This is a genomic window from Lentzea sp. NPDC036955, from assembly GCF_055608005.1.
This window is the reverse complement of sequence record NZ_JBVJRC010000009.1, coordinates 263,853-278,522: the sequence shown is the minus strand read 5'-3', so window position 1 is coordinate 278,522 and position 14,670 is coordinate 263,853. Positions and strand designations below refer to the sequence as shown.

The window sequence follows — 14,670 nt, the reverse complement described above, 5'->3', positions numbered from 1 at the left end:
GCACCGACCGTACGCGCCCTCCCACGACACCCACAACCCGGACGGGGTCCCCCACCGCGCCGCTCAGGTGAGCAGGAAGGCCCTGACCAGCAGCATCGCGGCCACCAGCACCGCGAAGGCGATGATGACGATCACGGCGATCCGCCCGAGGTTGCGCGGCGGCGTCGCCTCCTGGTGGGACAGCCCCGAGGTCTGCCCGGCCTCCGGGGGTGTGTCACCCGGTTGCACCCCTCCGCCGGGTTCGAGTCCAGGTGTGCGTTCTGGGTCAGCGGTCATAGGGGCACAGGTACCCGTTTTCAGTCTTCCAACTCCGCCCAGACGACTTTGCCGCCACCATCGGGTGTCGTCCCCCAGCGCACGCTCAACGCCTGCACGAGCTGCATGCCGCGCCCGCGCGCACTGGTCGGGTCCACCGGACGCATCTGCGGCAGCCGCTCCGACAGGTCGTGCACCTCGACCAGCATCCCCGCCGCACGCCGCGTCACCGTCAGCGTGATCGGTCCCTTGCCGTGGTCGATGCCGTTCGACACCAGTTCCGTGACGATCAGCTGCGCGTCGTCGGACAGGTCCTCCGACAGTCCCCAGGAGGTCGCGGCCTCCCGTACGACCTGACGTGCGCGCGCACACGACCCGCCCTCGGCGGTCAGGGTCACCCGCACCTCTGCCAGTGGGTCGTTCAACACAGGGCGCATCGTCGCACATCCGGTGGGTCGTCCGGATCTTTCAGCCCCCCGGTGGTCGCACGGGTGGACGTCGTGCTGCACGATTTGGGTCGCACGAGTCGGGCGTGGCGGAAGGAACGGCGACGATGGAGCTCAACGTCGGCAGCGAGGTCCAGCGGGGGTGGCGGGTGCTCGCCGTCGCCGGTGAGCTGGACATCGACACCGTCCCCGTGCTGTCCGCGCGGATGGACGCGGACGTGACCGGGAAGCACGCGGTGCTCGACCTGGAGCTGCTGCAGTTCATGGACTCGACCGGGCTCGCGCTCGTGCTCGACTGGCACCGGCGGCTCGCCGAGTCCGGCGGTCAGCTGCGGATCGCCGCTGTTCAGGCGCCCGTGCTGCGGTTGTTCACGCTGGCCGACGTCGCCGGGGTGCTGAGCCTGCACGAGAGCGTGGACGCGGCGGTGCAGGAGTCCGTGGAGAGCGCCCTCTAGCGGCGTCCGCTCCAGCGCGGGTGGGCTGAACGCGAGCCCACCCGGGGTGCTGTCACGGGTGAGACCACCCCGGCCGGGCTCCGCGCTCACACCTCCCCGGACACCCCCAGGTAGTACGCGATCAACCGGATCAGGTGCTCGGTGTCCACCGGCTTCGTCACGTAGTCGGTGGCACCGGAGGCCAGCGACTTCTCCCGGTCGCCCTTCATCGCCTTCGCCGTGACAGCGATCACAGGCAGGTCCGCGTAGCGCTCCATCGCCCGGATGGCGGAAATCGTGGCGTTGCCGTCCAGCTCGGGCATCATGATGTCCATCAGGACGATCGCCACGTCGTCGTACTGCTCCAGCGCGCGCACGCCGGTGATGCCGTTGTCGGCGAAGATCGCTTCCAGGCCGTGCAGCTCCAGCACGGACGTCAGGGCGAAGACGTTGCGCAGGTCGTCGTCCACGACCAGGACCTTCTCGCCGTGGAAGCGCATCGAGTCGGACGGGGCCAGCGGCGCGGCCGGCGCCACGATCGGCGCGGGTTCGGGCAGGACGACCGCGTCCGACACGACCTTGCCCAGCGGCAGGCAGAGGGTGAACGTCGAGCCGATGCCCGGCTCCGAGCGCACGCGCAGGGCACCGTTGAGGAGCTGGGACAGCTCGCGGCTGATGGACAGGCCCAGGCCGGTGCCGCCGTACTTGCGGGACGTGGTGCCGTCGGCCTGCTGGAACGCCTCGAAGATGACGGCCAGCTTCTCCGCGGGGATGCCGATGCCCGTGTCGTGCACGTCGAACGCCACGGTCGAGGGGTCGTCCATGCGCACGTGCAGGCGGATGCCACCGTCGTGGGTGAACTTCACCGCGTTCGACAGGAGGTTCCGCAGGATCTGCTGGAGGCGGTGCTCGTCGGTGCGCAGGGTCTCCGGCACGTCCGGGTCGACGCGGACCGAGAACTCCAGGTGCTTCTCGGCGGTCAGCGGCAGGCAGAGCGTCTCGACGTAGCGGACCAGCTCGTCGAGGCGCACCCGGTCCTCGTGCAGCGTCATGTGGCCGGCCTCGACCTTGGTCAGGTCGAGGATGTCGTTGATGAGCTGCAGCAGGTCCGAGCCCGACGAGTGGATCGTGCGTGCGAACTCGACCTGCTTCGGGTTCAGGTTGCCGTCGAGGTTGTCGGCCAGCAGCTTGGCGAGGATCAGCAGCGAGTTCAGCGGCGTGCGCAGCTCGTGCGACATGTTCGCCATGAACTCGGACTTGTACTTCGAGGCCGTCTGGAGCTGGCGGGCGCGGTCCTCCAGCTCCTCGGAACCGGCGCGCAGCTCGGTGGTCAGGCGCTGCGACTCGACGAGCAGGGCGTCGGTGCGGGAGTTGGCGAGCATCGTGTTCACGTTGACGCCGATGTTCTCCTTCAGCTGGTCCAGCAGGTCCAGGTGGACGTCGGAGAACTCGTTCAGCGAGGCCAGCTCGATCACGCCCAGGGTCTCGCCCTGGAACAGCACCGGCAGGATGACCAGGTTCACCGGTGCCGACGAGCCCAGCGCGGAGGACACCGTCAGGTAGCCGGCGGGAACCTTGGTGACCAGGATCGTCTTCTTCTCGAACGCGGACTGGCCGACGAGCGACTCGCCCATCTCCACGCGGGTCGCGCGGGCGGCGTCGAGGCGGAAGCCGTAGGAGGCGGTCAGCTCCAGCGTCTGCTTGCTGTCGTCGTCCTCCTGGAGCTGGTAGAACGCGCCCTGGTGGGCGCTGACCAGCGGCGTCAGCTCGCTCATGATCAACGACGCCAGCGCGCGCAGGTCGCGGTGGCCCTGCATCAGGCCGGACAGCCTGGCCAGGTTCGTCTTCAGCCAGTACTGCTCGCGGTTCGCGCGGGTGGTCTCCTTCAGGTTCGCGATCATCTGGTTGACGTTGTCCTTGAGCTCGGCCAGCTCGCCGGACGCGTCCACGGTGATCTGCCTGGTCAGGTCGCCCGCGGTCACGGCGGTGGCGACGGCGGCGATCGCGCGGACCTGGGTCGTGAGGTTCGAGGCCAGCTGGTTCACGTTGTCGGTCAGCTTCGACCACGTGCCGGCCACGCCGTCGACCTCGGCCTGACCGCCCAGCTTGCCCTCGGTGCCGACCTCCCGGGCGACGCGGGTGACCTCGTCGGCGAACGACGACAGCTGGTCGACCATCGTGTTGATCGTGGTCTTCAGCTCCAGGATCTCGCCGCGCGCCGAGACGTCGATCTTCTTCGTCAGGTCGCCCTGCGCCACGGCGGTGGTGACCTGGGCGATGTTGCGGACCTGGTTGGTCAGGTTGTCCGCCATGAAGTTCACCGAGTCGGTGAGGTCCTTCCACGTGCCCGCCACGCCCGACACGCGCGCCTGACCGCCGAGGATGCCCTCGGTGCCGACCTCGCGGGCCACGCGGGTGACCTCGTCGCCGAACGCGCGCAGCGTGTCGACCATGCCGTTCAGCGTGTCGGCGAGGGTCGCGACCTCGCCCTTCGCCTCGACGGTGATCTTCTTCGACAGGTCGCCGTTCGCGACCGCGGTGGCGACGGCGGCGATGTTGCGGACCTGGTCGGTGAGGTTGTCCGCCATCAGGTTGACGTTCTCGGTCAGGTCCTTCCACGTGCCGGCGACGCCCTGCACGCGCGCCTGGCCGCCCAGGCGGCCGTCTGTGCCGACCTCGCGGGCGACGCGGGTGACCTCCTCGGCGAACGAGGACAGCTGGTCGACCATCGTGTTCAACGTCGACTTCAGCTCCAGGATCTCGCCGCGCGCGTCGACCGTGATCTTCTGCGACAGGTCGCCGTTCGCCACGGCCGTCGCGACGTGCGCGATGTTGCGGACCTGGTTGGTCAGGTTGTTCGCCATGAAGTTGACGTTGTCGGTCAGGTCGCGCCACGTGCCCGCCACGCCGGGCACCTGCGCCTGGCCGCCCAGGCGGCCGTCGGTGCCGACCTCGCGGGCGACGCGGGTGACCTCCTCGGCGAACGAGGAGAGCTGGCCGACCATCGTGTTGATCGTGGTCTTCAGTTCGAGGATCTCGCCGCGCGCGTCGATCGTGATCTTCTGCGTCAGGTCGCCGCGCGCGATGGCGGTGGTCACCGAGGCGATGTTGCGGACCTGCGTGGTCAGGTTGTTCGCCATGACGTTCACCGACTCGGTCAGGTCGCGCCAGGTGCCTGCGACGCCGGGGACCTGGGCCTGACCGCCCAGCCGGCCGTCCGAACCGACCTCGCGGGCCACGCGGGTGACCTCGTCGGCGAACGAGGACAGCTGGTCGACCATCGTGTTGATCGTCGACTTGAGCTCCAGGATCTCGCCGCGCGCGTCGACGGTGATCTTCTGGGTCAGGTCGCCCTGCGCCACGGCGGTGGTGACCTGGGCGATGTTGCGGACCTGGGTCGTCAGGTTCTCCGCCATGAGGTTCACGTTGTCGGTCAGGTCGCGCCAGGTGCCCGCCACGCCCGGCACCTTCGCCTGACCGCCGAGCTTGCCGTCCGTGCCGACCTCGCGGGCGACGCGGGTGACCTCGTCGGCGAACGAGGACAGCTGGTCGACCATCGTGTTCAGCGTGTTCTTCAGCTCCAGCATCTCGCCGGAGACGTCGACCGTGATCTTCTGGGTCAGGTCGCCGTTGGCCACCGCCGTCGCCACCTGGGCGATGTTGCGGACCTGCTTGGTCAGGTTGTTCGCCATCGAGTTCACGTTGTCGGTCAGGTCGCGCCACGTCCCGGCGACGCCGGGAACCCGCGCCTGACCGCCCAGGCGGCCGTCGGTGCCGACCTCGCGGGCGACGCGGGTGACCTCGTCGGCGAACGACGACAGCTGGTCGACCAGGCCGTTGACCGTCGAGCCGAGCGTGGCGAACTCACCGCGCAGCGTCTGGTCGGACATGCGCTTGGTCAGGTCGCCCTCGGCCACGGCGGCGAGCACGCGGCTCAGCTCGGTCGTCGGCCGCATCAGGTCCTCGACCAGGCCGTTCACCGAGTCGGCGATCAGCGACCAGCCACCGGCGGTGCCCGCGGGCGCCACCCGTTCGGTGAGCCTGCCCTCCTGGCCGACCGCCTGCCGGACCCGGCCCAGCTCGCCGGCCAGCCACTGGTTGCGCTCCGCGATCTCGTTGAACACGTCCGCGAGAGCCGACACGGGCCCGTTCCCCGGCACCACGAGCCTGCGGCGGAAGTTGCCGTCCCGCAGGTCTCTCATGGCGGAGAGCACCCGGTCGAGGGTCGCGTCCGTCTCTTCGTTGGCCGTGGTCACTCCAAGCCTCCGTGCCTCGGTGGTCGCAGCCAAGCCTGCCACGTTAGGTTGGGAGCGAGGTAACTTGATGCCGCGATGCACGCCAACGACCCGCAGGAGGCCGTGATGACCCGGCCGTCCGCGCAGGACCAGAGCGGATGAGCAGCACCGTGGGCATCGACCTGGACGGCTGGCAGCGCCTGGTGGACGGGCTGCGCGAGGCGGTCCTCGTCGTCGACCCCGCCGGTGCCGTGCGGGTGCGCAACGCCGCGGCCGCCGAGCGGTTCCCCCGGCTGTCCCCCGGCGAGCACCTCGACGTGCACGTCGCCGGCCGGCAGCTGGACCTCGGTGACGGCTGGAGTGCCTGGTACTTCACGGACTCCGCGCTCGACCACGCCCACCTGCGGCTCGCGGGCGGCACGTCGCGGGAGACGACGCTCAAGACCATCGTGCAGCTCGCGGCCGAGCTGCTGGGCGAGCACTGCGTGGCCGTCGTGCCCGCGACGCGCGACCGGCTGGAGTGGTGGCGGTGCGGCGGCGGCGAACCCACGGTCACCCGCACGCCGCGCCGGGCGACGGTGCTGGCGGAGGTCCTGACCGGCACCTCGACGCTGACGAGGATCACCTCCCTGGGTGACGGCAGCTGGGGCGTGCCGGAGGACTTCGGCACCGCACTGGCCGTGCCGCTGGGCGTCGGGGGAGCGCTGGTCGTCGTCCGACGGGGTGAATTCCCGCCGAACGACGTCGAGCGCGTGCGGTTGTTCGGCAAACACGCGGCGGCGGCGCTGGAGTCGTCGTCGAAGCTGACCGAGCAGCGGCGGATGATCGAGGTGCTGCGCTCGGCGCTGCTGCCGCTGCCGCTGCCCGAGCTGCGCGGTGCCTCGCTCGCGTCGGTGTACCTGCCCGCCCACCAGCGGGCGGAGGTCGGCGGCGACTTCTACGACGTGCACCCGCGCACCGACGGCTCGGCGACGTTCGCGCTGGGCGACGTCTGCGGCCACGGGCTGGAGGCCGCGGTCCACAGCGGACGGGTGCGGCAGTCGCTGCAGGCGCTGTCGCTGGTCGAGACGAACCCGGTGCGGCTGCTGCACCTGCTGAACACCTCGCTGCGCGCCACCGGCTCCAAGCTCTTCACCACGATCGTCGTCGGCGAGCTGGTGCCGCTCGCGTCCGGGGGAGTGCGGCTGTCGCTCGCGTCCGGGGGCCACCCGTCGCCGCTGGTGCTGCGCGCGGACGGCACGGTGCAGGAGATCAGCGCCCCCGGTGCGATCGTCGGCATCCTGGCCGACGTCCGGTTCACCGGCGAGCAGGTGACCCTGGCACCCGGCGACACGCTGCTGCTCTACAGCGACGGGTTCACCGAGGCCCGCGCGCACACCGACCGCAACGAGCTGTTCGGCGAGCAGCGGCTCCGCGCGGTGCTCGAGGAGTGCAAGGGGCTGCCGGCGGAGGAGATCGCGCGGCACTGCCAGGAGGCGGTGCTGCGGTGGCTCGGCAGCGGCGACCACGACGACCTCGCCCTGCTCGCGGTCCAGGCCGTGTGAGCTCGCCCGGGTGACGAGCGTCCCCGGTCCGCGCACCGGGCACGGCGGCCGCCGGTGCTACGCCGACCCGGTGTTCGCCGACGTCATCTGAGTGCCGACGACGGACAGCAGCCGCAGCTTCTCGTGGCTCTCGCTGCCCGGCGTGGCGGTGTAGACGAGCAGGAAGTGGTGCTGGTCGGGGTCGAGCAACGTCTGGCAGTGCAGCTCGAGCGCGCCGACGGCCGGGTGGACGTACCGCTTGACCTCGCGCGGGCGCAGGCCGATCTCCTGCCGGTCCCAGACGGTCCGGAACTCCTCGCTGGTCGCCAGCAGGAGGTCGGCGTAGTGCGCGGCCCGCGAGCCCGGTCCGCGCCGGGTCAGGGCCTCCCGCAGCCCCGAGGCGAACATGCGGCCCAGGAACGCGTGGTCGGCTGGCTCGTACAGCGCCCGCGACGACGGGTCGCTGAACCAGCGGAAACCGAGGCTGCGCTCCGGTCCGGTGCGGGCGGCCGCGTCACCGGTGAGCGCGACGCCGAGCGGGGTCTGGCGCAGCGTCTCGCCCAGCTCGGTGACGACCTCGGCCGGGGTGTCGTGCAGGCGGTCGAAGATCCGGGCGAGGCCGGGGCTCACGTGGTCGCTGGTCCCGCCCCTGCCCGGCGGTGGGTGGCCCGCGAGGCGGAACAGGTGGTCGCGCTCGTCGAGGGACAGGTGCAGGCCCTGGGCGATGGCGGCGATCATCTGCTCGGACGGGTGCGGCCCGCGTTCCTGCTCCAGCCGCGCGTAGTAGTCGGCGGACATGCTGCAACGGGCGGCGACCTCCTCGCGGCGCAGGCCGCTGGTCCGGCGGCGCCGCCCGCGCGGCAGGCCGATGTCCTCCGGCTGCAGCGCCTCCCTGCGGTGCCGCAGGAACGCGGCCAGCCCGGCTCGGTCGATCACGGCGTCTCCTCTCGCTGTCCCCTTTCTAACGCCCGCGCCCCGCCGTAGCCACGGACTCCCAGGTCCTGGATGTGCGCGCGCCGTCCGTCCACGGTGGAACGGAGAGACCGCGGACGAACCAGGGGAGTGTGCGATGAGCAGGAAGTTCGACGTCGAGGTGCCGGACCTGACCGGGAAGCGTGCGGTCGTCACCGGCGGCAGCGACGGGGTCGGGCTCGGCATCGCCGGACGGCTCGCGGCGGCGGGGGCCGAGGTCGTGCTGCCCGTCCGCAACCCGCGCAAGGGCGAGGCCGCGCTCGCCGAGATCCGGCGGCGGACACCCGGCGCGACCGTCTCGCTGCGCTCGCTCGACCTGTCCTCGCTGCGCTCGGTCGCCGCGGTGAGCGCCGAGCTGCTGGAGGAGGGCGCGCCCGTGCACGTCCTCGTGAACAACGCGGGCGTCATGACCCCGCCCGAACGGCAGACGACCGCCGACGGGTTCGAGCTCCAGTGGGGCACCAACCACCTCGGCCACGTCGCGCTCGTGACGGCGCTGCTGCCGCTGCTGAAGGCCGGCCGCGCCCGCGTCACCTCGCAGATCAGCATCGCCGCCAACCAGAACGCCATCAACTGGGACGACCTGAACTGGGAGCGCTCCTACAGCGGCGGCAAGGCCTACAGCCAGTCGAAGATCGCACTGGGCCTGTTCGGGCTGGAGCTCGCGCGCCGCAGCGAGGCGGGCGGCTGGGGGATCACGAGCAACCTGGCCCACCCCGGCGTGGCACCGACGAACCTGCTCGCCGCCCGCCCCGAGGTCGGCCGCGCGAGCGACACCCCGGCCGTGCGCCTGATCCGCGTCGCGTCCGCGGTCGGCGTGCTCGGCACCGTGGAGTCCGCGCAGCTGCCGGCTCTGCTGGCCGCCACCGCGCCGCACCCCGCGCCGTTCTACGGCCCGACCCGCTTCGGGCACCTCAGCGGCCCGCCCGCAGAGCAGGCGCTCTACAGCCGCCTGAGGTCCGCCGACGAGGCCCGGCGCGTCTGGGAGGTGTCCGAGGAGCTCGTCGCTAGCGGACTCCGTGCGGGCGGAACTGGACGCTGATGCGCGGCCCGACGACCTTCGCGGTCTTCGGGATGGCGTGCTCCCACGTGCGCTGGCACGACCCGCCCATCACCAGCAGGTCGCCGTGGCCCAGCGCGTACCTGTGCGTCTCGCCGCCGCCGCGGGGCCGGAGCAGGAGCGCGCGCGGCGTGCCGACGGACAGGATCGCGACCATCGTGTCGTCGGTGGCGCCGCGGCCGATGGTGTCGCCGTGCCACGCGACGCTGTCGCGGCCGTCGCGGTAGTAGCAGAGGCCGGCGGTGGTGAACGGTTCACCCAGCTCGGGCCGGTAGTGCTCCGAGAGGGCGGCACGGGCGTTCGTGAGCACGTCCGAGGGCAGCGTGCCGTAGTAGAAGCAGAGCAGGCGTGGCACGTCGACCACGGTGTCGTACATCTGGCGGCGTTCTGCCCGCCACGGCACGGTCTCGACCAGCTCGTCGAACACGGTGTCCGCGCCGGAGAGCCAGCCGGGCTGCACGTCGACCCAGGCGCCGTGGCCGAGCTCGGTGCGGCGCGGGGCGAGCGGGGCCAGGACCGGCTCCGCTTCCAGGTCGAAGAGGGAACCCTGGCGCATGGCGCGCAGCCTAGTCGAACAGGTGTTCTACGACCACTCAGGGCCGCAGCACGGCGCAGACCGCGTCCGCGACCAGGTCGCGGGCCGCTGCCAGGTCGAACACGCCGAGCAGGAACCGGCGCACCGACTCGTGCGCCGGACCCATCGCCACGGGTTCCAGCGCCCACGGCGGCACGGTCCGCAGCTCGCCCGTCTCCATTCGCGCCAGGAACCACGTCAGCACCGGGGCGAACTCCGCCTGCTTGGCCACGGGGTCGGCGTGGTCCGGTGCGGCGTAGAGGAACCGCGCGCGGCTGGGGTTCGCGGTGACCCAGTCGAGGTAGCGCAGCGCCAGGTCGCGGACGGCCGCGAGGGCAGGCCGGTCGTCGAGCGCGGGGGTCATCGCGGCGACGCAGCGGCCGTAGGAGTCGGCGTAGAGCTGTGCGAACACGCCCGCGCGGCTGCCGAAGTGGTGGTAGATGCTGCCGTTCGACATGCCGGAGCGCTCGGTCAGCGCCGCGATGGTGACGGCGTCGAGCCCGCCCTCCTCGACGAGCCGCAGCGCCGCGTCGAGAAGGGACTGTCGTCGGTCGGCCATGGGGGTTAGAGTACCGCTCTGGAGCAACGCTCCAGAGAAGGGGAGAGCAATGGCGCTGTCGATTCCCGGCCTCCTGCGCGACCGGGTCGCCCGCACGCCCGGTGCCGAGGCGGTGCGGTACCGCTCCGGTACCGGCTGGGTCTCGCTGACCTGGGCGGAGCTGCAGGACCGCGTGGCGCGCGAGGCGTTCGGGCTGCGCGAGCGGGGGCTGCGGCGCGGCGACCGGGTCGCGCTCATGGGCCGCACGAGCATCGAGTGGATCGTCACCGACCTCGCCGTGCTGGCCGCCGGTGGCGCCACCACCACGATCTACCCCAACAGCACCGCCGCCGAGGTCGCGCACATCGTCAGCGACTCCGGCAGCAAGCTCGTGGTCGTCGAGACCGACGAGCACGCGGCGCTGGTGCCGGACCTCGACGTGCTGCGGTTCGGCGCGGTCCCGCGGGCCGACGGCGACTACGCCGCGCTGATCGCCGAGCTGGGGCCGGACGACCTCGCGACGCTGATCTACACCTCCGGCACGACCGGCACCCCGAAGGGCGTCGAGCTCACCCACGCGAACTGGGTGACCACCGCGGAGGCCATCGCCTCGCTGGGCATCCTGCGCGAGGACGACCTGCACTTCCTGTGGCTGCCGCTGTCGCACGCGTTCGGCAAGGTGCTGACCATGGCGATGATCGCCGTGGGCGCCGCCACCGCCGTCGACGGCTCGGTCGAGCGGATCGTGGACAACCTCGGCGAGCTGCGGCCGACGATCGTCGCCGCCGCCCCGCGCATCTTCGAGAAGATCCACGGCCGCATCGTCACCGGCGCGCGGGAGAAGGGCGGGCTCACCGAGAAGGTCTTCCGCTGGGCCGACCGCGACCACGGCGCCGCGACCCGCTGGCTCGCCGACCGGCTGGTGTACCGCAGGCTGCGCGACCGCGTCGGCGGCCGGATCCGCTACTTCGTCTCCGGCTCCGCACCGCTCGCCGGTGAGATCGCCGAGTTCTTCTCCCGCGCGGGCATCACGATCCTGGAGGGCTACGGCCTCACCGAGTCGTCGGCGGCCACGTTCTTCAACCGCCCCGGCATGATCAAGATCGGCACGGTCGGCCCGCCGATCCCCGGCACCGAGGTGCGGATCGCCGACGACGGCGAGGTGCTGCTGCGCGGCCCCGGTGTCATGCGCGGCTACCACAACCGCCCGGACGCCACCGCCGAGGCGCTCGTCGACGGCTGGCTGCACACCGGTGACATCGGCGAGGTCGACGACGCGGGCCGGCTGCGGATCACCGACCGCAAGAAGGAGCTCATCAAGACCTCCGGCGGCAAGTACGTCGCCCCGGCCCCGGTCGAGAGCCTGCTGAAGGCCGCGTCCCCCTACATCAGCAACGTCATCATGCACGGCGACCGCCGCAGGTACTGCGTGGCGCTCGTGACGCTGGACCCGGACACGCGGGCGGGGCTGCCGGACCCGGAGGCCGAGATCGGGCGCGCGGTGGAGGTCGTCAACGCGCAGCTGCCGCGGCACGCGACGATCAAGCGGTTCGCGGTGCTGGAGGAGGACTTCAGCGTCGAGGACGGGTTGCTGACCGCGTCGCTCAAACCCCGCCGCCGGGAGATCGAGAAGCGCTACGCGTCCACATTGGACGGCCTGTACTAGACGCCTGTGCGGGCTCGTTCGGGGCGCGCCTCGAACGGAGCCCGCACGGGCGGTGGGTGCTCAGTCGCAGACGGCGCCGCGGGACGCCGAGCCGACCAGCTTCGCGTACTTGGCGAGCACGCCGCGCTGGTAGCGCGGGGGCAGCGGGGCCCACCCGTCACGGCGGCTGTCGAGGTCCGCGTCCACGTCGAGGGTGCCCTCGGCGACGTTGAGCGTGATGCGGTCGCCGTCCTGGACGAACGCGATGGGCCCGCCGTCGACGGCCTCCGGGGCGACGTGGCCGACGCACAGGCCGGTGGTGCCACCGGAGAAGCGGCCGTCGGTGAGCAGCAGGACGTCCTTGCCCAGGCCCGCGCCCTTGATGGCCGCGGTGATCGCCAGCATCTCGCGCATGCCGGGACCGCCCTTGGGACCCTCGTAGCGGATCACCACGACGTCGCCCGCGGTGATCGTGCCGTCCTCCAGGGCGTCCATGGCGGCGCGTTCGCGGTCGAAGACCCTGGCGGTGCCGGTGAAGACGTCCGAGTCGAAGCCCGCGGACTTGACCACGGCGCCGTCCGGGGCGAGGGAGCCCTTCAGGATGGTGATGCCGCCGGTGCGGTGGATGGGCCTGTCCAGGGCCCGCAGGACGTTGCCGTCGGGGTCGGGCGGGGCGATGTCGGCGAGGTTCTCGGCGACGGTCCGGCCGGTGACGGTGAGGCAGTCGCCGTGCAGCAGGCCCGCGTCCAGCAGCGCCTTCATGACCACGGGCACGCCACCGATGCGGTCGACGTCGGTCATCACGTGCCGGCCGAACGGCTTGACGTCCGCCAGGTGCGGCACACGCGCGCTGATGCGGGTGAAGTCGTCGAGGCTGAGCTCGACCTCGGCCTCGTGCGCGATGGCGAGCAGGTGCAGGACGGCGTTGGTGGAGCCGCCGAACGCCATGACGACCGCGATGGCGTTCTCGAACGCCTCGCGCGTCATGATCTGCCGTGCGGTGATGCCCTTGCGCAGCATCTCCACGACCGCTTGGCCGGACCTGCGCGCATAACCGTCGCGGCGGCGGTCGGTGGCCGGTGGCGCGGCACTGCCGGGCAGGGACATGCCGAGCGCCTCCGCCGCGCTGGCCATGGTGTTCGCCGTGTACATGCCGCCGCACGCGCCCTCGCCGGGGCAGATCGCGCGTTCGATCAGGTCCACGTCCGCGCGGCTCATCAGCCCCCGCGCGCACGCGCCCACGGCCTCGAACGCGTCGATGATGGTCACCTCGCGTTCGGTGCCGTCGGTCAGCGTGACCCGGCCCGGCAGGATCGACCCGGCGTAGAGGAACACGCTGGCCAGGTCCAGCCGCGCGGCCGCCATCAGCATGCCCGGCAACGACTTGTCGCACCCGGCCAGCAGCAGCGACCCGTCGAGGCGCTCCGCCTGCATCACCGTCTCGACGCTGTCCGCGATCACCTCCCGCGACACCAGCGAGAAGTGCATGCCCTCGTGGCCCATCGAGATGCCGTCCGACACCGAGATCGTGCCGAACTCCAGCGGGTACCCGCCGGCCGCGTGCACCCCGTCCTTGCCGGCCTTCGCGAGCCGGTCCAGCGACAGGTTGCACGGCGTGATCTCGTTCCACGACGACGCCACACCGATCTGCGGCTTCTCCCAGTCCTCGTCGCCCATGCCGACGGCCCGGAGCATGCCGCGCGCGGCGGTGCGCTCCAAGCCGTCGGTGACGTCCCGGCTGCGTGGCTTCACGTCTGTCATGCCACGAACGGTAGTGCCAATCAGGCGGGATTCGCCGCATGGGTGAGCGTTTCCCACGCGACGAACAGGTTGTCCGTCCCCTGTGGACGCTGGCTCTCGGTGTAGCGCTGGGTGTTCGCCATCCCGATCCCGAGCCGGGTGCTCAGCGCGGTGAAGCTGACCTCGCTCGTCGGCCCGAGGTGGCGGTTGAGCGTGCCACCGCACAACCAGCTCGGCATCGGCTCACCGTTCTGGTACCTCGTGTGCAGTCCCCACGCGTGGCGCATCCGCTCCCGGATCTCGCCCCAGAGGTCCTGGCCCTGGTGCCTGGCGGTCTCCGCGAAGTGCGCGGCGGCCGCGAGCCCGTAGGCGGTGTGGGTGAAGTCCCGGCACGTCTCCTGGGTGAGCCCGTCGACGAACGTGTCCTGGCCGTACCAGTAGGAGATGATCTCGTCCCTGGTGTCGACGGCACTGCCCGGCCGCGTCTTCGGCAGCGCTCCGTCACCGGTCAGGTAGATGAACGCGGGAAGGCGCCCGCGGAAGATCCCGACCGCCCTGTCGTAGACGGCCCGGTCCTCCAGGAACACGGCGATGCCCAGCGTCGCCTCCATCATGCTGAGCTCCCAGTTGCCGGCGGTGTCGACCCGGCCGTTCCCGATCTCCGGCAGGTACACGTCGCGCAGCATGGTGGCGAACCGGCCGCTGTTCGGCCAGTTCCCGCGGACGTGCTCGATGATCTCGGCGGCCTTGGGCCAGCTGCTCGCCGACCACGCCGTCTGCAGCGGGGCGTTGGAGCCGGTGTGGTCGCGGATGGTGGCCGACCAGGCGTCCATGAGCTGGATCGCCTTCTGCGCGTAGCGGTCGTCGCGGGTGATGTACCAGGCGAGCGACATCGTGTACGCGGCGATGGCGTCCTCGCGCTCGTCGGTGCAGCCGAGGTTCGGGTTGGAGTAGGAGCCGCACTCGACGACGGCCCGCGGCTTCGGGACGCGGTTCAGGTCGGCGTACTTGCTCGCCATCATGCGGTCGTAGGCCGTCTTCCACGGCTGGGCGCCGGCCTGGACCTTGGCGCGGACGAAGTCGAGCTGCGGGCGGGAGACGACGACACCGGGGTGGGTGAAGGTGGCAGGAGCGGCGGTCGCCGTCGTGGTGGCCGGGGCGATGAGGGACGCGAGCAGTGCGATCAGCACCGCGCAGGAACGGGTGACCATGCGGACCAGTGTCAGAGGTGTGGACCTTCGCCGTCAA

General features: G+C 71.5%; 12 protein-coding genes. 4 read left to right on the top strand and 8 right to left on the bottom strand.

Features of this window, described 5'->3' with window-relative positions:
• Positions 1-63 precede the first annotated feature (63 nt).
• Both ACZ7CF_RS30555 and ACZ7CF_RS30550 read right to left on the bottom strand, forming a co-directional pair.
• Positions 64-276: a DUF6480 family protein gene (locus ACZ7CF_RS30555; RefSeq protein ID WP_360396410.1), complete on the bottom strand. Its 213-nt coding sequence runs from the start codon at positions 274-276 to the stop codon at positions 64-66.
• A gap of 20 nt (positions 277-296) precedes the next feature.
• Positions 297-683 carry an ATP-binding protein gene (locus ACZ7CF_RS30550; protein WP_470371200.1) on the bottom strand — a complete coding sequence of 129 codons (387 nt, stop codon included), beginning with the start codon at positions 681-683 and terminating at the stop codon, positions 297-299.
• 104 nt (positions 684-787) lie between these two features.
• Here ACZ7CF_RS30550 and ACZ7CF_RS30545 point away from each other — a divergent pair, with 104 nt between their 5' ends.
• Positions 788-1,156 (top strand): STAS domain-containing protein, encoded by a 369-nt coding sequence (locus ACZ7CF_RS30545; RefSeq protein ID WP_360396413.1) that lies wholly within the window; start codon positions 788-790, stop codon positions 1,154-1,156.
• An 86-nt stretch (positions 1,157-1,242) separates the two neighbouring features.
• Here the strand turns inward: ACZ7CF_RS30545 and ACZ7CF_RS30540 are convergent, their stop codons facing one another.
• Positions 1,243-5,391 carry a hybrid sensor histidine kinase/response regulator gene (locus tag ACZ7CF_RS30540; protein ID WP_360396415.1) on the bottom strand — a complete coding sequence of 1,383 codons (4,149 nt, stop codon included), beginning with the start codon at positions 5,389-5,391 and terminating at the stop codon, positions 1,243-1,245.
• Positions 5,392-5,528: 137 nt separating this feature from the next.
• Between ACZ7CF_RS30540 and ACZ7CF_RS30535 the strand changes: the two genes are divergently transcribed.
• Positions 5,529-6,914, top strand: coding sequence for a PP2C family protein-serine/threonine phosphatase (locus ACZ7CF_RS30535; protein ID WP_360396417.1), 1,386 nt, complete (start codon positions 5,529-5,531; stop codon positions 6,912-6,914).
• 57 nt (positions 6,915-6,971) lie between these two features.
• Here ACZ7CF_RS30535 and ACZ7CF_RS30530 read toward each other — a convergent pair whose 3' ends face one another.
• Positions 6,972-7,829: a helix-turn-helix transcriptional regulator gene (locus ACZ7CF_RS30530; protein ID WP_458434364.1), complete on the bottom strand. Its 858-nt coding sequence runs from the start codon at positions 7,827-7,829 to the stop codon at positions 6,972-6,974.
• Positions 7,830-7,962: 133 nt separating this feature from the next.
• On the opposite strand from ACZ7CF_RS30530, the gene ACZ7CF_RS30525 reads away from it, so the two are divergent.
• Complete coding sequence (locus tag ACZ7CF_RS30525; protein WP_458431354.1) at positions 7,963-8,907, top strand: SDR family oxidoreductase; 945 nt, start codon at positions 7,963-7,965, stop codon at positions 8,905-8,907.
• On the opposite strand, the gene ACZ7CF_RS30520 is transcribed toward ACZ7CF_RS30525, so the two are convergent.
• Together ACZ7CF_RS30520 and ACZ7CF_RS30515 are read right to left on the bottom strand one after the other, a co-directional pair.
• On the bottom strand, positions 8,873-9,481 hold the full coding sequence (locus ACZ7CF_RS30520) for an alpha-ketoglutarate-dependent dioxygenase AlkB (RefSeq protein ID WP_470371199.1): 609 nt from the start codon (positions 9,479-9,481) through the stop codon (positions 8,873-8,875). The two genes, ACZ7CF_RS30525 and ACZ7CF_RS30520, sit on opposite strands and share 35 nt — an antisense overlap.
• A 37-nt stretch (positions 9,482-9,518) precedes the next feature.
• Entirely contained in the window at positions 9,519-10,058 is a 540-nt protein-coding gene (locus tag ACZ7CF_RS30515; RefSeq protein WP_470371198.1) for a TetR/AcrR family transcriptional regulator, read from the bottom strand.
• A gap of 49 nt (positions 10,059-10,107) precedes the next feature.
• On the opposite strand from ACZ7CF_RS30515, the gene ACZ7CF_RS30510 reads away from it, so the two are divergent.
• Positions 10,108-11,703, top strand: a complete 1,596-nt coding sequence (locus ACZ7CF_RS30510) for an AMP-dependent synthetase/ligase (RefSeq protein ID WP_470371197.1) — start codon at positions 10,108-10,110, stop codon at positions 11,701-11,703.
• A 60-nt stretch (positions 11,704-11,763) separates the two neighbouring features.
• Here the strand turns inward: ACZ7CF_RS30510 and ilvD are convergent, their stop codons facing one another.
• Both ilvD and ACZ7CF_RS30500 read right to left on the bottom strand, forming a co-directional pair.
• Positions 11,764-13,443 (bottom strand): dihydroxy-acid dehydratase, encoded by a 1,680-nt coding sequence (gene ilvD / locus ACZ7CF_RS30505; RefSeq protein WP_360396428.1) that lies wholly within the window; start codon positions 13,441-13,443, stop codon positions 11,764-11,766.
• Positions 13,444-13,463: 20 nt separating this feature from the next.
• Entirely contained in the window at positions 13,464-14,633 is a 1,170-nt protein-coding gene (locus ACZ7CF_RS30500; RefSeq protein WP_470371196.1) for an alginate lyase family protein, read from the bottom strand.
• Positions 14,634-14,670 lie beyond the last annotated feature (37 nt).